Raw genomic sequence first — 23,074 nt, 5'->3', positions numbered from 1 at the left:
GGAAGCAAATGGGAATTCTGCCGGAAACTTATCTAACAATACGTTTTTTGGAGATCGACAACAACCGTAGCGAACGGGCAATTAAGCCATTTGTCATCGGTCGGAAGAACTGGCTATTTGCTAATACGCCTCGATGTGCAAGGGCGAATAGTGTTATTTACAGTATGATCGAGACGGTAAAAGAGAATGGGCTGAATCCCTTCAAGTACTTGCTGTACCTGTTCGAACAACTCCCGCAGCTTCCCGATCCGAAAGATCCGGAAGCACTGGACAGCTTGCTGCCTTGGTCGCCGTCACTGCCATTGACTTGTCGTGTGTTCAAATCTTGATTAACATAGATTAGCCCTCAACTTGATAACAAGGTGGGGGCTGTTTGACGCTTACGTTTAAACAATTCAAATGTTTCAAACGATAGCCATATCTAAGTTTGGAAAAGAAGGGCACTTGTTTTAAGGTTTCCCTTCTTTTTTGCAACTTCATTAGTTAGTATCGGTTTCAATGTACCTTCGTGCCATAGTTCACCAGCATTTTTTGCTCCCGCCACGTTGCGTGGAGTAGGTGCTTTTTTATTTGTGAGAAAGTTGCCAATCTTGGAAAGTCCCCATCCCTGTCTATTCTGCTGGTAGCCCAAAACTAACAACGGATACTAGGTGGATTGCGCCGTTACAATTGTTGGAACCTCAACATAAATTATTAAATAGCAAACTCTTTTTAGAGATGAATAGTAATGACAGAGTCAGCAGCGTTTTAATAAGCGGAAACAGACAATTGAATCCCAGTACAAAAATAGTTGAGAGCAATTTGGTTGATGGAGGAAGCTTCAGTGAGAACGAGAAAGAAATTCGAGTAGAAAAAGGAGATGAATAGAGGTGTTCAAAGAAAATGATAATAAGAACTATAATACGTTTGTGAAAAAAGAATTGCCACAAAATAAAAACGTTCTTAATGACACAGAAAACAGTTCTTTTATTGGGGGGGAAGAAGGGTTTCTTATTAAATCGGATGGTAATATTGCCAAAGATGTAACCGGAACTGAGGTGGGACTTAATTTCTGGGATAAAAAAGTACTTTATATCCATCCCAACCATGAAGGGACCTATAAGGTTATCAGTCAAGGCATTATTGAGGGGCTTAGAAATTTGGTGCGTGAAGTATATACAGCCAAAACGGATCAAGATGTGGTCAACCTTGCAAATCAAATTAAGCCAGATCTTTTACTTGTACTACTCGGAGATACATTTCCAATTGATCAAGTGAATGCCATTAGGACAATGGGTATCAAAACAGCTGTTTGGTTTACGGATGACCCTTACTATACTGATGTCACAACAAAGATAGCCCTATATTATCAGTACATTTTTACCCAAGAGTTAAGCTGTGTATCTTATTATCAATTGTTAGGATCCCCTCAAGTTCACTATTTACCTCTCGCGGTCAATACAAAATATTTTTATTATCAAAAGGAATATAACTCGACTTCTATTGACGTTTGTTTTATGGGGGCGGGTTGGAACAACAGAATTACTTTATTTGACCAAATAGCTTCCTATCTATCAAATAAAAATACACTTATCGTTGGATCGCGTTGGGATCGAATGCGGAATTATCACTTACTCTCCGATAAAATCCGTTTTGGATTCCTATCGCCGGAAGAATCGGCTAACCTTATCAATCAATCTAAAATTGTAATTAACAACCATCGTTCATACGATGATAGTACGTTATTCAACCGTAACAGTAATAAACTACCAGCCGTTTCAATTAACCCGCGAACCTTTGAAATTTCCGCCTGCTGCGCATTTCAGCTTTCGGATGTTCGACAAGAATTACATCGTTATTATGAAATAGGGAAGGAAATTGAAACCTACTCATCCCCTACGGAATTAATTGAAAAGATAGACTATTATTTAAACCATGAGGATGAGAGACATGAGATTGCACGAAGAGGACATAGCAAAACATTAATAAATCATACTTATACGAAAAGATTAGTAACTCTGTTGAAAGTGGTATTTGGATAATTCTAATTTTTGATTTAGGAGTTAGTCGCGGGTGAAATGAAACTAATATTAGACTGGATGTAAATCCCTGCTTACAATGAATAAATGCAACGTCGTCAAGGTGAACAAGGCCCACAATGCAGCCCAGGCATGGCTAGTTCAGGTGCAATAATCCCATTTGTATTCGGACTACCTATCGAACACGTTAACGATGAAGTATTAACCGGCATTGACAGGGGCGCAGCACTTGGATTTGGAGGTACATCTTGTGGGTTACCCGTTAAGTTGGTTTTCGTTCAAAACCGTAACAAACGCCGGGAATGGCTGGCGATTCTCAGTACCGACCTGACGGTAAGTGCAGACGAGGTTGTTCGAGTCTAAGGCATGCGCTGGAGCATCGAGACCTTTTTCAAATTCACCAAAAGCTATCTTAAGCTGGGCACTGAGTTTCGGGGCCGCCTCTTTTGTCATGCTCATTAGCCATATGACTATTGGTATTCAGCCGTTATCTAGTCATGGAGTTTGAGCATCGGCAAGAGAACGATGCCAAGTCGCTGGGCAGTCTTTTTTTCCTTTTTGCTGATGAGGTAAGGGAGACTTTGGATTACCAAACCGCGTTGCAGCAACTGATGACGTTGTTCCTGCAGATGGCCGGAGCCAAGACAAAACAGGAGAAGTCCGATGTATTTTGTCAACTCCGCGAGTGGATCGTCGGTTTACCCAGCTACATCAAGGGTTTGTTCAAAGATTTAAGCTGCGAAAGTTGAGTTAATAACATTTGCTTTGCTAAAGTTTTAAGGAATAAGCAGAAAATAAAAGCATTAACAGAAGACAAAAATAGCTACTGGAGACTAAACAAAATGCCCCCGGTCCATAATACCAGAGTCATCTGTAGCTACTTAACCGATTAGGATTTTTTTAGTTTTTACTTTTTATTTCAATTTACGTATGAGGCGCAAACTATCGTAATCACAAACAAGTACATATTCTCTACTCTCACATAGTTCATCAACAGCTCTTCTAAGATCAGGATAAACAGTATAGTCATGAAACGCTATAAATCCTCCGCTGACAACTCTTGGAACATATAATTCTATATCTCTTTTTACGCCTAAATAACTATGGTCTCCATCTACAAAAAGGACAGATAAGGTCTCAGGACAATCCTGTATTGCATCATGGCTGAAATTTTTTATTGGTGATACATAGTTTGCAAGACGGAAGTTTAGAATATTATTCTGAAATTCATTAAAATAATCGGTATAATATCCATTAGAAATAAAAGGATCAATGGCAAAAATTGTTCGTTTCCTTTCACTTAACCACTTGCTGCCGAGACCTAATGCAACAGTACTCTTCCCTTTAAAGGAACCGATCTCAACAATTTCCCCATCTAAATGATCAACGAGAGCTGGCAAATGTAGTAGTGCAGTTTGCTCTGCAGTTGTCAACCACCCACTGACCGAATCAATGAACTGATACAATTGGCTGATTTGAAACTGATGTCCAGAAATTTTAGGTCACCTCTCAATAAAATCGTTATTTTCTAATGCTTTTTTTATTGCTTCCAAATATTGAAACTCATATTTTTTATCTGGTTCTAAATATGTTCCTTCGCCCCATTCATTCCAGGCATTAATAAACAAAAAGTCACTGTTTATTTCTAGAGATCTTTTTATTTGTTGTGTTAGATAAAAGGAAAATTTTTCGGGAGACGCGCCGGTGAAGATGAGGGGCCATTGACCTCCAACCCGGGCGGAGTTATCCCAATCGATGAAAGCTCCTAAATAAGTTTTAACACTTTCCTTGTCAGCCTTTCTTTCTAGTATACAGGACCAGTATTTATCGTAATCCATTAGATCAAATTTTTGCTTATAACCATCAACAGCTCTTCCACAATGGATACCGTTTGTTAAATACATTGTGTATCCTGGCTCAAACTCAATACGAGCATCGAAACCTTTAAGTTGAGGGTTGTTAAATCTATTTAAAGTTTGGACAAAATAGATTCCATCAAGCCCATTATCGACAGCTAATTTTTGCCAATACTCCAGCATTTCCTCGCATTCGGGAATATCGCTAGGACGATAAATAAGAAATAAAGGTTTGTTTTCTACTCTGATATACCTTTTATCTTTAAATGCTGTTAGGAGAAACTCGAAATGTTCTTTCCAATCTACTTTTTCTCCGTAATCTTGATCTACCAATACCTCATTACTTGAACCGGTCCATGTTTTTGTCCACGGGTCGTTTGCCCAGGAAAGACAGAAGGGGAAATCGGGCTCCCCTTTTTGAAGAACTGCATCTAATGGTTTATGAAGAAACCTTTTCCCCTTAAACCAGTAATGATAATAACAAAATCCGTAGATGCCATATTTTCTTGCAATTTGTGCTTGCCATTCCCTTGCAGATTCGTCTGTCAAATCATAGTAATAGTCTTGGTACGGCTCTTTCGGCTGATAATGTCCAGGAAATAGAGGCTTTGCTTTTCTGGTATTGGTCCATTCGGTAAATCCTTTTCCCCACCAATGATTATTTTCGTCGTTCTCATGAAATTGAGGCAAATAGAAAGCTATAAGTTTCAAAATCATCTCTCCTTTAAAAACTTTAGAAGGTAGGTTCTAAAGCGCACTAGATCATATACAAATAGTGTGTGTCCGACCATGGGCCATTGCTAATGATGTGCTATGGCAATTCCGGTGCTAAATCCATGACAAATATAGTATCGTTAAATGCCCATGACAAAACCATCATCTCCATCTTTTTTTTAATACGATATATATTATGTGCGTATTCCGGTAATGTTTGGACTCTCATTCCGGAAACAATTGGACAGTATTCCCTTCCAGTTCTCCCCCTTAAGAGGGCATCCACTTTAGCAAAGATTTCCCCTTCCTCTCTCGCGAATGTCTTTCGGGACACCGACTGAATGGAGTATAGCAACTTAGGGTACAAGCGAGTCCAGAGGACATTGACTATACAGCGCTCCGTGAATTGGATCACAACTTGATCCGCCAGCTCTTGACCGGGCAATGGCTGACGTCCCACCACAATCTCCTGGGTTAATCCGATGAAATTCTAGGGAGTGCATTTTATGTCAGCGAAAAAAGGTCAGAAGTTTAATCACTATCCGGAGTCCCTTAAAGTAGAGGCAGATCGATTGCATGTGGATGAGGGATGGAGCTACAGCAAGATTACAGAACACTTGGAGATTCATGATAAGAATCCTATTAGGGTGTGGATGTAGAAATATCGTGAACAAGGGCAAGCAGCATTGAAGAATCGACGTGGAGACCCCTATCTAGCTGAAACTGAGCAGGAACGTGAGCTCAAACGTCTTTACATGTAGGTAGACGTCTTAAAAAAGCGAAGACTAAACAAGCTGACACCGGTAGAATACCAGCGCCAGCTTGTTGCCAAGGTCTTTTTCAAATTCTATCAAATGGGGTCTAGACCAATATATATATAGTGCTTTTTAAAATCTTATTTTATGTTTGCTAGGTGAATGTTATCTCTATGACGGTACCTATATGGCTGGATCAAATCCAAGATTTAATATCAAGTCATTTTTAAAAGAGAATGATATTAACATCCATACAACCTTATATCCAGGTGGTGGTCGGGATCCTTCCACTTCTGATGAATTTCTCCTTATAGCAGTTCAAAATTGAAAACAGTATTTACGAACATAAATGAAGTATTAAATGTTATTCCGAATAGCATTTATTTTCCGGTAGACAGATTTCTATTCTTATTTTCCAAAATCTAAATCTAAACCAATACAATTAACTTTTTCTGCTCATCGTGCCGAACGTAAAGGGTTTCCATTATTGGCCCAAACATTAATCAACCTGATGAACATTTTCATCTAAATATTATAGGCGACTGGCAGAATGATCTCCATTTAATAACAAATAAAAATTATACTTTTTTTGGTCTTCTAAACCCCGAAAGAATAAAAATTTTGTATTTATTGTGGTACTCAAGATCAGTTTGCACTTGAGGGGTTTCCAACAACAGCAGCAGTTGATTTGTGTCTTAGTTTCCACCAACCCTAAAACATTAATATCGCTTTTCAATTATTATTTGATGGATGAATCCTATTAAAGGGATAGGAACTCGCAATCTATTAAAAATGCCGTTTTTTTATTACTTAGGGCAAATACTCAATCATTCACATTAAATTAGAATACGATAGAGGAACAAAGGAAGCATGCCCCTTTATTTTGATTCTGTATTTTAGTTCTAGTATCATTCTTGATCCCTGACTCAAAACACACTCTTGTTAGCAACTCTAGTTAATTTTTAATTCTAGGATACTATTATTCTATTTAATAGGTATGATACGAGTGTGAATTATGAATAAAGGAGGTATCAATTAAATGGCAGTTCTTTCCACCGGACCTATTGAAAATAATCCTGTTGATGGGGTCAGACCCACCCAACAGGTCACAATTAAAATGGTTAACCGAGATTCTGTCAATTCTTCCACTGTTTTAATTCAGGGATACTTTTTAAACGGCTCCAGAACATTGTATGTACTAGAAGAAGTTTCATTAGGTCCCAATGAAGTTGTTACAAGAAATCATTTTGCAAACTTCGATGCATTTGAATTCGTTTTTACCACAAGCGGGCCAGCAGAAGAAAGTACTGAAATTTCAGTTTGGGGAAGAAATGGGTCTGGAGAATTTATAAGCTCACAGCGTCTTGTATCAGATGAGCAACTTGAGTAATAAAATCCACGGCTGTACCAGGATAAACTCATAATCATTTTACAGGGATTGAAATAAGATATAGGGAACAAGTGCTTGGAAATCCTTTGTTCACGCTGCTTTTTACCACAAAAATATGTCTTCATTATCAATTGTATGACGTTAATGCTATTTAACACTTAGTTAGAAAGGAGGTATCAACTAAATGGCAGTATTATCAACCGGGCCAATTGCAAATAACCCTGTTAGTGGGGTCAGACCCACCCAACAGGTCACAATTAAAATGGTTAACCGAGATTCTGTCAATTCTTCTACTGTTTTTATAGAGGGGTTTTATTTAAACGGTACCAGAACATTGTATGTAGCAGAAGTGGTAGCATTAATCCCCAATGAAGTTGCGACGAGAAATTATTTTGCAAACTTCGATGCATTTGAATTCGTTTTTACCATAAGCGGCCCAGCAGAAGAAGTTACTGAAGTTTCAGTTTGGGGAAAAACTGCATCTGGACAATTGGTACCTGCCCATCGTCTCGTATCGGATGAACTTTTAGGAACAGAACCACCTGGACCTACTGGACCACAAGGCGACGAAGGACCACAAGGTGACCAAGGACCACAAGGTACTACTGGAGCACAAGGTGTTCAAGGGCCACAAGGTGTTCAAGGGCCACAAGGTGTTCAAGGACCACAAGGTGTTCAAGGACCACAAGGTGTTCAAGGACCACAAGGTGTTCAAGGACCACAAGGTGTTCAAGGGTCACAAGGTGTTCAAGGGCCACAAGGTGTTCAAGGACCACAAGGTGTTCAAGGGCCACAAGGTGTTCAAGGGCCACAAGGTGTTCAAGGACCACAAGGTGTTCAAGGACCACAAGGTGATCAAGGACCACAAGGTGTTCAAGGACCACAAGGTGTTCAAGGACCACAAGGTGTTCAAGGACCACAAGGTGTTCAAGGGCCACAAGGTGTTCAAGGGCCACAAGGTGTTCAAGGACCACAAGGTGATCAAGGACCACAAGGTGTTCAAGGACCACAAGGTGATCAAGGACAACAAGGTGATCAAGGACCACAAGGTGACCAAGGACCACAAGGTGATCAAGGTGATCAAGGACCACAAGGTGACCAAGGACCACAAGGTGATCAAGGACCACAAGGTGATCAAGGACCACAAGGTGATCAAGGACCACAAGGTGATCAAGGACCACAAGGTGATCAAGGACCACAAGGTGACCAAGGACCACAAGGTGATCAAGGACCACAAGGTGATCAAGGACCACAAGGTGATCAAGGACCACAAGGTGATCAAGGACCACAAGGTGATCAAGGACCACAAGGTGATCAAGGACCACAAGGTGATCAAGGACCACAAGGTGATCAAGGACCACAAGGTGACCAAGGACCACAAGGTGATCAAGGACCACAAGGTGACCAAGGACCACAAGGTGATCAAGGACCACAAGGTGATCAAGGACCACAAGGTGATCAAGGACCACAAGGTGACCAAGGACCACAAGGTGATCAAGGACCACAAGGTGACCAAGGGCCACAAGGTGATCAAGGACCACAAGGTGATCAAGGACCACAAGGTGATCAAGGACCACAAGGTGATCAAGGACCACAAGGTGATCAAGGACCACAAGGTGATCAAGGACCACAAGGTGATCAAGGACCACAAGGTGATCAAGGACCACAAGGTGATCAAGGACCACAAGGTGATCAAGGACCACAAGGTGATCAAGGACCACAAGGTGATCAAGGACCACAAGGTGATCAAGGACCACAAGGTGATCAAGGACCACAAGGTGATCAAGGACCACAAGGTGATCAAGGACCACAAGGTGATCAAGGACCACAAGGTGATCAAGGACCACAAGGTGACCAAGGACCACAAGGTGATCAAGGACCACAAGGTGACCAAGGACCACAAGGTGATCAAGGACCACAAGGTGATCAAGGACCACAAGGTGATCAAGGACCACAAGGTGACCAAGGACCACAAGGTGATCAAGGACCACAAGGTGATCAAGGACCACAAGGTGATCAAGGACCACAAGGTGACCAAGGACCACAAGGTGATCAAGGACCACAAGGTGATCAAGGACCACAAGGTGATCAAGGACCATAAGGTGACCAAGGACCACAAGGTGATCAAGGACCACAAGGTGATCAAGGACCACAAGGTGATCAAGGACCACAAGGTGATCAAGGACCACAAGGTGACCAAGGACCACAAGGTGATCAAGGACCACAAGGTGACCAAGGACCACAAGGTGATCAAGGACCACAAGGTGATCAAGGACCACCACCACCACCATAATAACCACAAAGTGACGTTCTATAAACCAAATAAAAAGAAAGCACTTATTAGGAAAGTATTGGATTTAATATTTCACACATTAATGCTGATTCAAAGGTCGTTTCATTATGACTTTTGGATCAGCATTTTTATTATTTTATAGGGGATTTATATTATAAAGTTTTAAGAATTTTCCATATGTTTTGCTAAGGTATAAAAAAGGACTTCACCCCTAATTTTGTAGAATTTTTCGAAGTGATATTTCAACAGAGGAATGTGTATAACAGTTGAACTTTTATGTATAGCTGTTTTTAATACCTACAAACAAGGGATTTTGGACATAAAAAAGGGACTTCACCCGCTTAATCTAAGACCCTATCAAAGAACTGAGAAGTCGTTCACCCCGAGGTGCACACGGACATTGCAGAGAAGGAATTCTTCGAGCGCTACTGGCCGCACCACTTGAGCATATTGATACATTTACCAGTTTGCATCATCGACTAGAAATGGATTCTAGCTTCCGCTATCAATGTGGACTCTGACTGGATCGAGAAGCTCCTTCGATATCGACATTGAGCCGCGTTTTTGCAGAGTTAACTAAAAAGAGTTTGGCAAAGCGTCTCTTCGAAAAGCTCGTCACACGCTGCCATCCATGCTTACGAGAAGAAGCAACCCAAACGTAAAAGCGAGCAGACCGGAAATGCGAACTGGGGCGCGAAATACGACTCGTTCGGCAACAAGATTACCTGGTTTGGTTACAAGCTCCATCTCGCTGTCGATACGAAAAGTGAGCTTCCTCTAGCGAATGATGGAGAAAAGGCGCCTGATTTGATCGAGCAAGTAGCAACTCGGACGAACACGCGGTTCTTTATTTTGGATGCCGGGTATGACCAGATGAAAGTCTACGAGGCAGCTCAAAACGTGTAGGCACAAGCGATTATTCCGCTCAACCTCTGAGGCGAGAAACAACCTCCTGCTGGGATGATGTCGAACTGAACCCCCTGCTGTTCGATGGGTTTCACGATGATCTAATGGGAAGCAGACGGTGATTATCTGAAGTTCCGTTGCCCGCATGCGATGGGTAAGGTCGATTGCCCACTTGGTGGGATGGTAGCTTGCTCATCTTCCAATATTTGAACGCGATTGTGCTGCTCGTATCTGCGCTTTCTATGGCTCAACAGAATAACCAGATCGCTGTTTTAATTCCGAATGTCTGAAATTCTGCAGGTCTGCCCATTTTTCGAACTTCGCTACAAAGTAGTTGTTACCACTGCGTTCAAACGAGAGTATCTACCCGTCTTTTAATCTGTTATGGAATTATGCAAAATGCTCAATTGATAAAAGGGAACCGAAACAAAAAATTGTGGTTATGAACTCTAATATATCAGGTTCCGAATTTAATGATTGTTTTGCGAATCATGTAGTATTCAAACCTACAGTGGTAAGGGACTTCCCCTTCTTTTGCAGGGTTATCCAACTTCGCCAGCCAACACGGTTAATACCGCCTGTTCCGGGGGTTGCTTTCCAGTCCTCCGCACCCTGCCTCACGGCCAGAGCACTACTGGTCAGCTATGCGCTTCCGCCACCTTCCGGTGCGTTCGGGACTCTCACCCGTTAGTACGATGCGCTGCCAAGCGCACAAAAAACCTTTCCGGGTTAGCGGAAAGGTTTTACGAAGTTATACTTTTGCATGCGCTCGGCTCGCATTATTTCATCATGAATAAATCTTGCGTCATTGTAAATACGCTGCCGATCCAGCCGAGTACGCCTTGCGGATAGAAACCCATCACGAGCATCACCGCCGTGCACAGCCACAGCGTAATGCCGAGCGGCGTGCTTACCCTTATTTCGGCACCTTCGTAGTCGCTGCGCATGAACATTTGCCGGTTGAAGCCGAAGTAGTAATAATACGAGACGACGCTTGTGCCGATCATAATGCCCGCCAGCCAGTAATGCTGCGTCTGGATCGAACCGAGCAATATGTGCAGCTTCCCGAAAAATCCGCCCGTTACCGGCAGGCCGGCCAACGACAGCACGAGAATGACGGCGGCCGCCGCCGTCCACGGAGCGCGGAAGTAGAGTCCCGCGAAGCCGTGCAAATCGCCGTCGGCGATATGGTGCACACCGATCAGCGGAAGCTCCAGCGAGAATGCGAGCGTTGTGGAACGCCCCGGCAGACCACGGAGTCGTAAACGCCTCCTGTTCGATGCGCAAATGGCGGGAATATCTTCTATTTTCATCAGGCGAAACGCAATATGCCCGACTCCCTGATCGGGATGCTCCGCTCGCTGTTCCAACAAATGAGTCATCTGGATTGTATGCTCTTATGATTCAGCCTCAAATACCACATTCGAAAGTTGTTTCAATCTATGCGGATACGTATGCTCCTGCAATGTTCAAAGAAGCCCCCTTAAAGCGATCGTATTTCTTCCCTTCTCATGGATGTGGTAATATCGTATTTTTTCGATCAGATCCGCAGGAGACGAGTAGGTTTCGATTTCTTTTCCAACCGTATAATTGCGAACCAATTCCTCTCGTACATCCGTAAGCTGAAAAGTACCGCATGCCGCGATTTCGAACGTTCTCGGATTGATAGAATGAGTGGGTAGTCTTCTGCTGTTCTTGTTGAATAGGGTCACATCGTCGAATGCCCTGTGATTGTTGATTGCGATTTTTGATGCATTCAAGCATCGTGCGGATTGTTCAGGTGAAAATACCTCCAACCGGATTTTATCGGATAACAACTTGGAATGAACTATGCTCTCCCAGCCCTGGCCTACAATTAGGGTTTGATATCGATTCAATTCGTGAGCGATTTGGTCAAAGAAAGCAATTCTGTTATGCCATTCCGTACCCAAAAAATAAACATCTACATTTTTAGGTATTTCTTCGTCCCGATGAATATCGCCGTATTGACAGCAAGCGGTAAATAGTGAACTTGACTGTAACCCAATGACTTATAAAAAGCACGCAGCTGATTTCTTGCGTAAAAATATAGTCGTAATGGGAAGCAACTCCTGCCGTTACATCGGTATTTCGAGTTAATGTCGGTTCCGATCTCCTTTGCGAAACATTTCCTGCCATATCGCCATCAAAGCTTGGAATTATGGATCAGTTTGGCAATCCTTTTATTAAGCAGCTCATCAGCTTCAGTAGCCACTTCGAGCAAGACGCCCAGCCCGAAATGCGATGAGACGCGATGTAACTGAATGTTCCTCTTCGTATCAGCAAGGAAATCTTCTATTGCCGTCAGCACCCCGTTTTTTTCTCCATGTTCATAAAGAGCATTATTATGTCTGTGGTTTACGCCTCCTGGAACAACCTCCTTTACGCCAGGCAGCACACCTAGCGAGGAATAAGGCTTTCGGTAAGCTTCGGGAATGGAAGCCGGATTATAGTACATATCCCTTCTGCCATACGGCCACTCGATATCGTGTTCAAATACAAGAGGAAAACGCTCCATGGCATCAATCATTTTTAATTCGTGAAAAACGGTATACCAGTTATGGTCTCCGTCAATTAAAACGACGTCGCAATGCTTAATTGTTTTTAAAGCCGTCAAGCTTAAATCCCGAATGAATTCGAACCGGTCACCGTACGCCTCATTTGCTTTCTGCACATTGAACATGGGGGCCGGATCGATGCAGATTAATTTGCTGTCCGTAGCTTCACAGTAGCGAAGCAAGTTGGCTGTGTTCAAACCGTCCGCGCAGCCGATTTCAACAATGACTTTTGGACGAATCATGTTGAAGATCGGTTGAATAAGCGGGTCCCAAAATCTCTTCATATTTACCCTCTCTTCTTCTATAATTTGGTAATTCACGTCATAATTGCTCAAAGAGCGCGAAGCAACCACACTTAGGTAATGGAGGTTTGCTTCATTGTACGTGCGGGATGGATATTGTGAAACGGCAATTGTACGGTCTCGTGATTAAAGAGACATCCGGTTGCCCGCATTTCCCACCATATCCGCTTCATCATCGACTTATCGTAATTATCGTTTGTTAATCGTGTTTGATTCTGCTGTCTAGTTCTCAATCACGGAATTATGCAAAATGCTCATGTAAAAAGTTTCTTCATTATAATAAAGAAAAAAGGCTAATGCATTGATAAATAGAATCAATGCATTAGCCTTTTTTGTAGAAAAGAACCCCAATAAAAATTCTTATCAGTTTGATTACTTTGTCTATAAGAATGCTCCCATCAACAACACTAAGCACAAATACAGAATAACAGGAGACTTGTTTCGATGAGGAGGTTACATTTTTCATCCTTGTAGGGGTTCACGGCAGCACAATCACTTTCTCCTTACATGAAGCGCAAAACTTGGCATATTGGATACAAGTTTCTAATGAATCATTTGGCTCCATTGGCCACCATCGGATTGCCCCCGTCGGCGCCTTCGACGCAAAGGTCTCGATTTCTGGTGGAACACGGCCTACAATCACTACCTCGATCTCCTTAAAGCTGGTTTCAATGCCCTTTTGAAGAGTCATAAATAATTGGGTATGCTTTTTTGCAGGACAGGAATGGGAGATAGGAAACAATATCGAAACTCTGGACAGATCTTCATGAATGATATGAGCAGATTTCCGGGCAGGATCATCTGTAGATGTCTCCCATACACGACTATATGGCAGCACTTGATCGGGTAAACCCAATTCTTTCACTCTCGCATAGATTCTCTGATGATAATAACTTTTTAGTTCTTTTACGAGAATCTGAATCTGCTTATTTCTAAGGAAAGTGGAGTTATCTCCATTTTCATTCCGATATTGGATATAGAGTAAATCGGGAATAGCTGCATACTGAGTACAAAGAAACGTCCGAATTAGCATGTCGTAATCGTCAGCCACCAATAGTTCAGCACGATGGCCACCTATCAGATGGTAACAATCCCGCGTCCACGCACGAGGATGATTCGGTAAACCGACCAAATGACGAAGGGTATTCCCATTGATAGTTGTATGTTTTTGCACATTTTGCCATCGGTTCATTTCATGAAGCCAGACTCGATAATGTATACTATATCCAAAACCACAATCCCAACCATACCAATGAGCATGATGGCTCCCTACGTGCACCTCTGTACAATCCCCATAAACAAAACCACATTCAGGGTGTTGTTGAAATGCATGGACGATCTTCTTTAGACAGTCAGGAGTTAACTCATCATCATGATCCATTTCTACTAAAATTTCTCCTGTACACAGACCTGCTGCATGCCTTTTGGTTGCCCCAATGTAGCCATTGCGGGAATCTTGGCGATATCTCCGCACACGGGGATCGTCTAGTGGAAGCAAGAATTGGTTGTATGTCTCATCCTCATCACCAGAGTCATCTACAATTACCCATTCCCAATTAGGGTAAGTCTGATTCAATAGAGAGCGATAAGGTCGCTGAATTTTATCTTTGGACTTATAGCTAGCTGTGAACACGGACACTAAAGGTGTATCTGAAGAAAAACGAGTAGCGGGAATCATCCTATTTTCAGGGAGGGGATCGGTTCGGCTGAGCCAGCAGTAAAATAAATGAAAGGGTTGAATCTCTTCTGGAGAATTGAAGTGTAACCAACGTTTTCTCTCGTGTGAAGGTAACGCATTTAGTGTTCTAAATTCTTCCCACCCCGTTCCCAACGAAACGTAGACGCGAGGTTTTTTTGGGTTAATATCTAATAATGGATCATCAGGTCCATGCAAATTCACTGTGATGCGGCTTTCTTCCAGTCTCATTATAAATTCTTTCAATTCATCCATTGAAATCTTCCTAGAAACAAATAGATGAGTTGTCAAGAGTGGAGTGAAATCCAATGACATGTTCATTCTCCTTTCCTATATATCCAACCGACTAGAGGTTCGTGTTGCTTCACAAATTAGTCTTCATAACCTTGTTCCATTCTTATCATCATCTTCTCACTCATTTTTCTTTTATATATATATATATATGAACGGAAAATGTTACTCAATTTCGGACCCAAAGAATAAATCAGACTTTCAGTCTAAGGGATGTTCTATAGAATTTTTTATCGGTTGGAGTCTATTGCCGATGCGATAACAATATATTTTAGTGAAAGAAAGGAGTTGATATTCGTCAAACATGATAATAACGAGTATTGGATGAATACTTTGATCGCCGAGGATGTCGCAACAATCACCTTTGGTGTGACAACTGAACATACTGAACATATTAGAGAAAAGAGGAGTCATCTTGGGACGTCCATTAGTTAGTATAGTCATACCTGCTTATAATCGGCCCCATACTCTACAAGTAGCCATCGACAGTGTATTGGAACAAACCTATCCGAATATCGAAATCATCATATGTGATGATAGTACAGATGATGGTGTACAAGAAATGCTTAATCCTTATTTACACGCTTTCCCTCAGATCAAATATCATAAAAACGAACAGAATCTATTCCTTGAAAATTGGCACAAATGCTTTGATCTAGCGTCAGGGGAATATATCAATTACTTAATGGATGATGACGTGTTTCATAAAGAAAAAATAGCGAAAATGATCTATTTTTTTAATGAATTTGAAAATATTACACTGGTCACATCTTATCGACAAACCATCAATGAATCAGGGGGATTTCTCCCGCCTCTCCATGCAACGGCTAGGCTATATGAAGAAACAAGGATATTAGATGGAAAAATGTTAGCAAATGTTGCATTAACTCGTTGTCTAAATGTGATTGGCGAGCCGACGACTGTGTTATTTAGAAAAAAAGACCTTACTGAACAATATGGCGTATACAAAGGGAAACAGTATTCACTTATCAATGATTTAGCTGCCTGGTTGTCTTTGCTATCCAAAGGTAAAGCTGTCTATATTCCGGAAGCACTAAGTTATTTTCGATTACATCCGAATCAAAACAACAATAAACTGGGTCTAAATGCATTTAGTGAATGGTTAGATATTATGATTGCCTCAAGAGAAGGTGGATTTCTTGAAACGAACGAGTTATTTAAAACTGCACTTCATTCTTATCGTGAACGTGTAAAGGGGCATCAACACTTTGTAGAAGATATCAAGCGGATTGAAATAATATTAAAAACGCTAGACTAAAAATCTAGATTTGTATCTCAGGCTTGCTTAAAAATACGAAAACGAAAATATACAAAACTTTATACCCGGTGCTTCTTACCACGTGAAATTTGGCAAATAAAATAAGCATAATTAACAGTGAAATATATCATTGTTAATTATGCTTATTTGAGATGAGTGATAAGCGACTATCGGTAAGTAAAATAAAACGGGTTATGAAAGCCAAGCCGTTCGCTAATTTCCGAGACATTTAATGAAGTGGTACGCATTAGATGCAGGGCTTTATATACGTCCGACATGTAGATCCGCTTTTCCAGACGCTTTCACTTTTTCTCGGTTAGATGCCGATTGATGCAGGATCAGGAATAACTGATACGCCTGTATACTGATTTCCGTCATACCGTGCGGCCTTTGCTTGCGATAGCTTTCGATCATGGACTTTAAGCTCAAGACGTTATCCTACATGTATTTGAACTCGAGGACGGACGCACAGCATCAACCACTGTGTACAACACGAAGGGAGAAGCGGAGCTAGTAGTGAACGCAGAGCTGAGCAGTCGCAGCATATCTATTAGCGCAAGTGGCACAGAGGTGCAAATCATAAGCATGATTTTTGTCCTTGCCTTGCCATCAGTGATAATATCCTTTGAAATCATGGACGGTATGTATTTTATAGTCCCAAAACAACGGGTTCGAACAGCCGGTTCATAATTCCTCCAAAGTGGATAAAATTCAAACATTTTCTCATATTTTATTATAACTTTTTCGATGGACGGAGGGATATAATCAGAATAAATATCGTTTGATGTTGATAAAATTATTGGCTCGTTTTTTGGGCAAAACACAGAAAGAGGTTTAACGATGGACAAAATAGCAAATGGCATTTGGAGAGTGCGTTTCGGAAAGCCCGAATCCCATACTCCAGTCAATCTACGTGAAACGGAAGTGAGAACGGAAGAACTTGCGAAACTCGATTGCCATGGAGTTTCGCCCTTCTCGCTTAGTGACATCGTGATTAAGCAATCGGCAAGAGGGATTTATCTTGAACTTCCTCTGAAAGCCGAGGAGCATATTTATGGTTTTGGGCTGCAATTGCATCGTGTGGATCACACAGGCAGGAAGAAAGTAATTCGTGTCAACAGTGATCCCGTGGCCGATACAGGAGATAGTCATGCACCTGTACCGTTTTATGTAACGACCGCAGGATATGGCGTCTTCGTTGACACATCGCGCTACGCAACTTTCTATTGCGGGACTAATTTACGTAAAGGGGCTTCGGAGAACAAGAAATTTGAACAGAAGGAAATCGGGACTTCTGAAATAGAATTGTACGGCTACCAGACTACGGAGGGTGATCGATCGGTTGTTGTCGATATTCCATCAGCGGAAGGCATTGATGTGTATTTGTTTGAAGGTCCGGACATGGTGACCGCCGTGCAGCGGTATAATCTGTTTTCCGGAGGAGGCGTTCTTCCTCCTATGTGGGGACTCGGGATGTGGTACCGGGCTTACAGTGCAGCCTCACGTGAGGATGTCATGCGGCTCGCCAAGTGCTTCCGGGATGATGGAATGCCGGTCGATGTGTTTGGCTTTGAGCCTGGTTGGCAAACGAAGGCTTATTCTTGCTCTTTTGTATGGGATGAAAGCCGTTTCCCGGCCCATGAAGAGATGCTCGATGAATTATACGATATGAGTTACCGGGTTAACCTCTGGGAGCATCTCTTTGTGCATCCGACTTCCCCTATGTACGAAGAGTTGATGCCATATTCCGGTGATTACGAGGTTTGGGAAGGTCTTGTCCCCGACCTGTCCGTAAAGGAAGCCAGAGATATCTTCGCCAACCATCATTTGAAGGAGTTTGTAGAAAAAGGGATATCCGGATTTAAATTAGATGAATGTGACAGCTCCGACTTTGTGCATTCCAATTGGTCATTTCCGGATATAGCGACATTCCCATCAGGGATGGACGGGGAGCAGATGCACAACCAACTGGGAACGCTATATCAATCCGCCATTCAGGCTCCTTTCGAAGCGAATGGCCGAAGGACGCTATCTCAAGTCCGATCCTCCGGAGCTCTTGCTTCGCCGTTTCCCTTTGTGCTTTACAGCGATCTATACAATCACAAGGTGTTTATACGCGGTGTCGTAAACTGCGGATTCTCTGGGCTTTTATGGTCGCCCGAAGTCCGTCAAGCGGATTCCCCCGAGGATTTGATTCGAAGGATTCAAACGGCAGTCTTCTCGCCAATGGCCTTGCTCAACTGCTGGAGAATTCCGAATCCGCCATGGATGCAAGTGGACCGCGACAAAAACATACGTGGTGAATTCCTCGATAATTATGAAGATATTCGAGACACTTGCCGAACGCTGTTCGAAATACGTATGTCATTGATCCCTTACCTGTACACAAGTTATGCGAAATATAGTATGGAAGGGTTGCCGCCTTTCCGGGCGCTTGTTATGGATTACCCGGATGACCCAAACACGTACGGAATCGAAGATGCCTACATGATGGGTGATTCCATCCTTGTAGCGCCAATAGTAACAGGCACAGCAGAGCGCAGCGTGTATCTCCCGAAAGGCTACTGGCGGTGTTTTTGGACAAATGAGGCCTATGAAGGCGGACAAGCATACACCTTTGCGCCGGGCTTGGAACGTATTCCGGTATTCGTGAAAGAGGGTACGCTTCTGCCGCTTGCCAAACCTTTGCCATATGTTTCCGATAATGCCACCTTCGACATCACCGTTAGAGCTTATGGAGACAGACCGTCGGATTGCTTCCTTTATGAGGATGACGGAACGACATTCGAATACCGAAAAGGCAGCTTTAATTGGGTGAAGCTAACTTGGAACGAAGGTGTTGATGTTGAACGCATAGGCAACTATACGGGCAAACAATATAACATAACCGATTGGGAACTGTTTAAGTAATTCTTGCGCAACGGGAAATAAGTTGAAGAACAAAGCGACATATATTTGAGTCAATTTCATAATAAAAGTCCGATTTTTCCACAAGGGATCAATTCGGGAGAAAAGCAATCGGATAAGAGACTTTAGAGACTGCTATTTCTTCATTTCCAGCGTATTTTGTAAAAATAAGAGTCCCTAGAGACTCTTATCCGTCAAGTAAAGTGTGAATTCGGGAGAAAAGCAATCGGATAAGAGCCTTTAGAGACTGCTATCTCTTCATTTCCACCGTATTTTGTAAAAATAGGAGTCCCTAGAGACTCTTAACGTTCAAGTGAAGTGTGGATTCATTTAAAAAGAAAATGCAGGAGGAACAAAATGACAATATCAGAAGCTAAATTGAAAATTACGAATCCCGTGTTGACCGGCTTTAACCCAGACCCATGGATGGTGCGGGTCGGTGATGACTATTATATTGCGACATCGACGTTCGAGTGGTTTCCGGGGGTTGCGATATATCATTCGCGAGATATGGTCCATTGGCAGCTGCTGACCCATCCGTTGTCAAAGGCCGATCAGCTTGAGCTTCTCGGCGTACCTAGCTCTGGCGGTATTTGGGCGCCGAATCTGACTTACGATAACGGTACGTTCTATCTGCTTTATACGAATGTAGTGGGGCGCAAGGGCGTGTTTAAAGACTTGCACAATTACTTGATTACGGCTGAAAATATCATGGGTCCATGGTCAGAGCCGATCTATCTGAACGCCAAAGGATTCGATCCCTCATTGTTCCACGATGACGATGGACGCAAATGGCTGATGCAGATGCGTTGGGATTTCCGGACAGGCCGTCCGCGCTTTAGCGGTATTTTGATGCAGGAATACAATCATGCCGAGGGCAGGTTGGTTGGAGAAGAGTCGGTCATTTATCGAGGAACTGAAATTGGCGTCACCGAGGGGCCTAGTATGTTCAAGAAGGACGGCTACTATTATTTGATTACTGCAGAAGGTGGTACTGGATGCAACCACGCAGTTACCGTCGCCCGTTCCCGCAGTATCGAAGGACCGTATGAAACAGCTCCCGATAATCCGATGATGACGACGGCTTATGATCGTGAACATCCACTGCAAAATGCAGGCCATGCGGCCTTCGTAGAGACTCAGAACGGAGAATGGTATATCTCCCATCTGGCGATACGCGTTCTTCCTGATGGAAGACGTTTGAACCCGCTCGGACGTGAAACAAACATCCAACGGATCGTTTGGACGGAGGATGGATGGCCCCGCCTTGAAAACGGTACCCGGCTTCCTTCGCTTGAAGTCGCGGCTCCTGGGCTGGAGCCGCATCTATTCGCCCCTGTATCGGAGAGGGACGATTTCGATGCTCCTCAGCTGAATATTCATTTCAGTACGCTGCGAACGCCGGCTGATGAAAGCTGGCTCTCATTGCAGAAGCGTCCGGGTTATCTTCGCTTGCGCGGCAGGGAGTCTCTGAATTCCTGGCACAAACAAAGCATGGTGGCGCGTCGTGTGCAGCACTTTGAGTGCGAAGCGGAAACATGTGTCGAATTTAATCCGCAGTCTTTCTTCCATATGGCCGGTCTCGTTTGCTACTACGACGAACAGGATTATTACTATCTGCGTATTAGCCATGATGAACACCTGGGCAAACATATTGGCATCGCCAAAAGTGTCGGGGGTAAATACGAAGAGCTTCTCGAAAATGTCGTTATTGCCGATGGCTGGGAACGATGCTATTTGCGAGTGACGATTGAGCAAGGGGTGCTTCAGTTTGCCGTCAGCGCAGACGGAAGCAGTTGGTCGAACATTGGGCCTGCGCTTGATTTCGGCGTCCTTTCCGACGAATACGCTGGAAAGCTGGGCTTTACAGGCGCAATGGTCGGCATATGCGCACAGGATATGAGTGGCGGCGGACATCATGCCGATTTCGATTATTTTACTTATCGTGAGCTTTTGTAACGGAAGGATAGGTTAAATATGAATAATCGGGAAATCCTTTCAGGGCGTCTTGACATCGGTGGAAAAGAGCTCTACTACGAAGTCTCCGGATCAGGACCTGCTGTCATCCTGCTTCACGGACATTCCGTAGATCATAGAATGTGGGACGCTCAGTTTGCGAGTTTAGCTACCCGGTATCAGGTACTTCGTTATGACTTAAGAGGCTACGGCCTTTCCGATATGCCGCAAGAGGGAGAAGTTTATTTACATGCCGAGGATCTGTACAAAGTAATCAATCATCTGGGCATTAAGCAAGCACATATCGTTGGTTTATCCTTGGGGGCCTTTGTAGCACTGGACTTTCTGTATCTTCATCCGGATCATGTGATGACTGTCTCCGTTGCGAGCGGAGCCATCTATGCGAATGAGGAAGATGAGACTGTAAATAACGAACCGTTTCAAGATGCAGGTTCTGCTCACGAGTCCCAATCGTCAAGACCAAAGCGTAACGATCCGTCGATCCAAGAGAAAGTAGACGAATGGTTCATTAATCTGATGGAGAGCTGCGGGAAATACAAGGATGAAATTCGTGACCAGCTATGGAGAATGATTGGCGACTGGTCTGCATGGACGCTGAGGCATCGAGAACCTAAGTGCCTGATCGGTCCGGATCTCGCACGAGGCCTTCGCGCACGCGGTGTCCGAACGCCAATTCTTGTCATCATTGGGAGCGACGACTCAGAAGGCAGCATCCGTTCGTCGGAAAAGCTGCTCCATCTGGTACCATCCGCTCGTAGAGCGGATATCGCAGATGCAGGTCATTTTTCCAATATGGAGCAACCGGAAGTTTTTACGAACGTGCTGGAACTCTTTTTTGAAGAACAGGAACAGTGAGAAAAAGAAGATAGTCTACAATGAAAAGAAAGAGTGATAAGGTGTGCATACGATTAATTTGGAACCATTGAGCCGTCTGGAGCAGTTTGGACAACCGCCAGTCATAGATTCAACATTTGCAGAGGAAGCCATTGGTTTTATTCTTAAGCAAATCGATCGTAATCTGGAAGCATTCACGCATCAATTTCCGGCGCCTGCAAGCGAAAATCTGATTTATCCGGGCATTGACAATGTGGAGTGGACTTCGAGCTTCTGGACGGGTATGCTGTGGCTTGCTTACGAATATACAGGGGATGAAAAATACCGCCATGTCGCGGAAAGCCAACTTCAAGGCTACAAGGAACGCGTAGAGAAACGGATCGAAACGAATACGCATGATATTGGTTTTCTGTATTCTCTGTCTTGTGTCGCTGCTTATAAGCTAACCGGCAATGAAGAGGCTAAGCAGACAGCTTTGCTCGCAGCGGATTTATTAATGGAACGCTACTTTGATAAAGCAGGCATCGTTCAGGCTTGGGGAGAACTCAGCGACCCCGAACAGCAGGGCAGAATGATCATCGACTGCAACTTGAATCTGCCGCTTCTGTACTGGGCGACTGAAGTGTCGGGCGAGCCGAGGTATGCCGAAGCAGCGAGAAGTCACGTCAAGCAGGCAGCTGCCTTTATTGTCAGAGAGGATGCATCGACGTACCACACCTTTTATATGGATGTGAAAACGGGATTGCCGAGATTCGGAAGAACTCATCAAGGCTATGCCGATGATACATGCTGGTCGCGTGGTCAAGCCTGGGGAATCAGCGGCTTCCCTCTCAGCTATTTATATACGGGTGATACAGAACTGCTCGAATTGACCAAGAAGCTGTCAAATTATTTTCTTAACCGTCTGCCGGACGATCTTGTCTGCTACTGGGATTTGATCTTCTTAGAAGGCAATGAACAGGAGCGGGATAGCTCGGCGGCTGCGATTGCCGCAAGCGGTTTGCTCGAACTCTCCAAACAATTGCCGCTTCTAGACCCGTCGAAGAACGTCTACGAGAATGCGGCGCTGCACATCCTGAAATCACTTCACGAAAACTACACAGCCAAGAATTACCCAGAGTCAAATGGCGTGTTGATTCACGCCGTGTACAACAAGCCACGCGGAATGGGCATCAACGAGTGCAACATTTGGGGCGATTATTTCTATTTTGAAGCATTAATTCGCGTTGTGAAAGATTGGAAGCCATACTGGTAGTCAGGCAAGAGTGTGATTTTAAATT

The 23,074-nt window shown here is 43.4% G+C and carries 19 protein-coding genes and 3 pseudogenes; 14 read left to right on the top strand and 8 right to left on the bottom strand.

Going from position 1 to position 23,074, the window contains the following annotated elements; translation table 11 throughout:
* Positions 1-29: 29 nt before the first annotated feature.
* The 3 genes and pseudogenes from QFZ81_RS23545 to QFZ81_RS23535 all read left to right on the top strand — a co-directional run.
* Positions 30-329: pseudogene (locus QFZ81_RS23545) on the top strand (transposase domain-containing protein); the annotation flags it as partial.
* Between the two features lie 540 nt (positions 330-869).
* Complete coding sequence (locus QFZ81_RS23540) at positions 870-2,021, top strand: CgeB family protein (protein WP_307605006.1); 1,152 nt, start codon at positions 870-872, stop codon at positions 2,019-2,021.
* A 240-nt stretch (positions 2,022-2,261) separates the two neighbouring features.
* Positions 2,262-2,767 (top strand): annotated as a pseudogene (locus tag QFZ81_RS23535) (IS4 family transposase); the annotation flags it as partial.
* A gap of 165 nt (positions 2,768-2,932) precedes the next feature.
* Here QFZ81_RS23535 and QFZ81_RS23530 read toward each other — a convergent pair.
* The 3 genes from QFZ81_RS23530 to QFZ81_RS23520 form a co-directional block, all read right to left on the bottom strand.
* Positions 2,933-3,451: a class I SAM-dependent methyltransferase gene (locus QFZ81_RS23530; protein ID WP_307441004.1), complete on the bottom strand. Its 519-nt coding sequence runs from the start codon at positions 3,449-3,451 to the stop codon at positions 2,933-2,935.
* A gap of 69 nt (positions 3,452-3,520) precedes the next feature.
* Complete coding sequence (locus tag QFZ81_RS23525) at positions 3,521-4,585, bottom strand: glycosyltransferase WbsX family protein (protein WP_307441005.1); 1,065 nt, start codon at positions 4,583-4,585, stop codon at positions 3,521-3,523.
* Positions 4,586-4,685: 100 nt separating this feature from the next.
* Positions 4,686-5,048: a hypothetical protein gene (locus tag QFZ81_RS23520; RefSeq protein ID WP_307441006.1), complete on the bottom strand. Its 363-nt coding sequence runs from the start codon at positions 5,046-5,048 to the stop codon at positions 4,686-4,688.
* Positions 5,049-5,094: 46 nt separating this feature from the next.
* Here QFZ81_RS23520 and QFZ81_RS23515 point away from each other — a divergent pair, with 46 nt between their 5' ends.
* The 6 genes and pseudogenes from QFZ81_RS23515 (at position 5,095) to QFZ81_RS23495 (ending at position 10,222) form a co-directional block, all read left to right on the top strand.
* A complete protein-coding gene (locus QFZ81_RS23515; protein ID WP_307441007.1) occupies positions 5,095-5,247 on the top strand; it encodes a transposase in 153 nt (50 codons plus the stop codon).
* Between the two features lie 1,135 nt (positions 5,248-6,382).
* Entirely contained in the window at positions 6,383-6,733 is a 351-nt protein-coding gene (locus QFZ81_RS23510; protein WP_307441009.1) for a hypothetical protein, read from the top strand.
* A gap of 184 nt (positions 6,734-6,917) precedes the next feature.
* Positions 6,918-8,834 carry a collagen-like domain-containing protein gene (locus tag QFZ81_RS37470; RefSeq protein WP_483874669.1) on the top strand — a complete coding sequence of 639 codons (1,917 nt, stop codon included), beginning with the start codon at positions 6,918-6,920 and terminating at the stop codon, positions 8,832-8,834.
* Positions 8,818-9,168: a hypothetical protein gene (locus tag QFZ81_RS37465; protein ID WP_373462610.1), complete on the top strand. Its 351-nt coding sequence runs from the start codon at positions 8,818-8,820 to the stop codon at positions 9,166-9,168. The genes QFZ81_RS37470 and QFZ81_RS37465 overlap by 17 nt, the downstream gene beginning before the upstream one ends.
* Before the next feature lie 198 nt (positions 9,169-9,366).
* Positions 9,367-10,136, top strand: a pseudogene (locus QFZ81_RS37605) (transposase); the annotation flags it as partial.
* Positions 10,097-10,222, top strand: a complete 126-nt coding sequence (locus QFZ81_RS23495) for a hypothetical protein (protein WP_307605003.1) — start codon at positions 10,097-10,099, stop codon at positions 10,220-10,222. The pseudogene QFZ81_RS37605 and the gene QFZ81_RS23495, both read left to right, overlap by 40 nt.
* A 489-nt stretch (positions 10,223-10,711) precedes the next feature.
* On the opposite strand, the gene QFZ81_RS23490 is transcribed toward QFZ81_RS23495, so the two are convergent.
* The 4 genes from QFZ81_RS23490 to QFZ81_RS23475 form a co-directional block, all read right to left on the bottom strand.
* Positions 10,712-11,314 (bottom strand): proton-conducting transporter transmembrane domain-containing protein, encoded by a 603-nt coding sequence (locus QFZ81_RS23490; protein WP_307441011.1) that lies wholly within the window; start codon positions 11,312-11,314, stop codon positions 10,712-10,714.
* Positions 11,315-11,401: 87 nt separating this feature from the next.
* A complete protein-coding gene (locus QFZ81_RS23485; RefSeq protein WP_307441012.1) occupies positions 11,402-11,863 on the bottom strand; it encodes a glycosyltransferase family protein in 462 nt (153 codons plus the stop codon).
* A gap of 233 nt (positions 11,864-12,096) precedes the next feature.
* The gene (locus QFZ81_RS23480; protein ID WP_307441013.1) at positions 12,097-12,792 is read right to left on the bottom strand and encodes a class I SAM-dependent methyltransferase; all 696 of its coding nucleotides are present in this window, start codon (positions 12,790-12,792) and stop codon (positions 12,097-12,099) included.
* 496 nt (positions 12,793-13,288) lie between these two features.
* On the bottom strand, positions 13,289-14,821 hold the full coding sequence (locus QFZ81_RS23475) for a glycosyltransferase (protein WP_307441014.1): 1,533 nt from the start codon (positions 14,819-14,821) through the stop codon (positions 13,289-13,291).
* A 391-nt stretch (positions 14,822-15,212) separates the two neighbouring features.
* Here QFZ81_RS23475 and QFZ81_RS23470 point away from each other — a divergent pair, with 391 nt between their 5' ends.
* Complete coding sequence (locus QFZ81_RS23470; protein ID WP_307441015.1) at positions 15,213-16,076, top strand: glycosyltransferase family 2 protein; 864 nt, start codon at positions 15,213-15,215, stop codon at positions 16,074-16,076.
* Positions 16,077-16,337: 261 nt separating this feature from the next.
* On the opposite strand, the gene QFZ81_RS23465 is transcribed toward QFZ81_RS23470, so the two are convergent.
* On the bottom strand, positions 16,338-16,505 hold the full coding sequence (locus QFZ81_RS23465) for a hypothetical protein (protein ID WP_307605001.1): 168 nt from the start codon (positions 16,503-16,505) through the stop codon (positions 16,338-16,340).
* A gap of 411 nt (positions 16,506-16,916) precedes the next feature.
* On the opposite strand from QFZ81_RS23465, the gene QFZ81_RS23460 reads away from it, so the two are divergent.
* The 4 genes from QFZ81_RS23460 to QFZ81_RS23445 all read left to right on the top strand — a co-directional run bounded on the left by QFZ81_RS23460 (position 16,917) and on the right by QFZ81_RS23445 (position 23,049).
* On the top strand, positions 16,917-18,986 hold the full coding sequence (locus tag QFZ81_RS23460) for a glycoside hydrolase family 31 protein (protein WP_307604999.1): 2,070 nt from the start codon (positions 16,917-16,919) through the stop codon (positions 18,984-18,986).
* 354 nt (positions 18,987-19,340) lie between these two features.
* Entirely contained in the window at positions 19,341-20,942 is a 1,602-nt protein-coding gene (locus QFZ81_RS23455) for a glycoside hydrolase family 43 protein (protein ID WP_307604997.1), read from the top strand.
* Positions 20,943-20,960: 18 nt separating this feature from the next.
* A complete protein-coding gene (locus QFZ81_RS23450; RefSeq protein WP_307604995.1) occupies positions 20,961-21,815 on the top strand; it encodes an alpha/beta fold hydrolase in 855 nt (284 codons plus the stop codon).
* Between the two features lie 67 nt (positions 21,816-21,882).
* Positions 21,883-23,049, top strand: coding sequence for a glycoside hydrolase family 88 protein (locus QFZ81_RS23445; protein WP_307607003.1), 1,167 nt, complete (start codon positions 21,883-21,885; stop codon positions 23,047-23,049).
* The last annotated feature ends 25 nt before the right edge of the window (positions 23,050-23,074 follow it).

Source organism: Paenibacillus sp. V4I9 (assembly GCF_030817295.1).
In the GTDB taxonomy this organism is placed as follows: domain Bacteria; phylum Bacillota; class Bacilli; order Paenibacillales; family NBRC-103111; genus Paenibacillus_E.
The sequence above is the reverse complement of the archived record's forward strand: the minus strand, read 5'-3'. Positions and strand labels throughout refer to the sequence as shown.

Excerpts from the sequence above, each read along its gene's own strand:
- QFZ81_RS23515 (WP_307441007.1), top strand. The coding sequence starts at position 5,095 with ATGTCAGCGAAAAAAGGTCAGAAGTTTAATCACTATCCGGAGTCCCTT.
- QFZ81_RS23510 (WP_307441009.1), top strand. The coding sequence starts at position 6,383 with ATGGCAGTTCTTTCCACCGGACCTATTGAAAATAATCCTGTTGATGGG.
- QFZ81_RS37470 (WP_483874669.1), top strand. The coding sequence starts at position 6,918 with ATGGCAGTATTATCAACCGGGCCAATTGCAAATAACCCTGTTAGTGGG.
- QFZ81_RS23490 (WP_307441011.1), bottom strand. The coding sequence starts at position 11,314 with ATGACTCATTTGTTGGAACAGCGAGCGGAGCATCCCGATCAGGGAGTC.
- QFZ81_RS23480 (WP_307441013.1), bottom strand. The coding sequence starts at position 12,792 with ATGAAGAGATTTTGGGACCCGCTTATTCAACCGATCTTCAACATGATT.
- QFZ81_RS23475 (WP_307441014.1), bottom strand. The coding sequence starts at position 14,821 with ATGTCATTGGATTTCACTCCACTCTTGACAACTCATCTATTTGTTTCT.
- QFZ81_RS23460 (WP_307604999.1), top strand. The coding sequence starts at position 16,917 with ATGGACAAAATAGCAAATGGCATTTGGAGAGTGCGTTTCGGAAAGCCC.
- QFZ81_RS23455 (WP_307604997.1), top strand. The coding sequence starts at position 19,341 with ATGACAATATCAGAAGCTAAATTGAAAATTACGAATCCCGTGTTGACC.
- QFZ81_RS23450 (WP_307604995.1), top strand. The coding sequence starts at position 20,961 with ATGAATAATCGGGAAATCCTTTCAGGGCGTCTTGACATCGGTGGAAAA.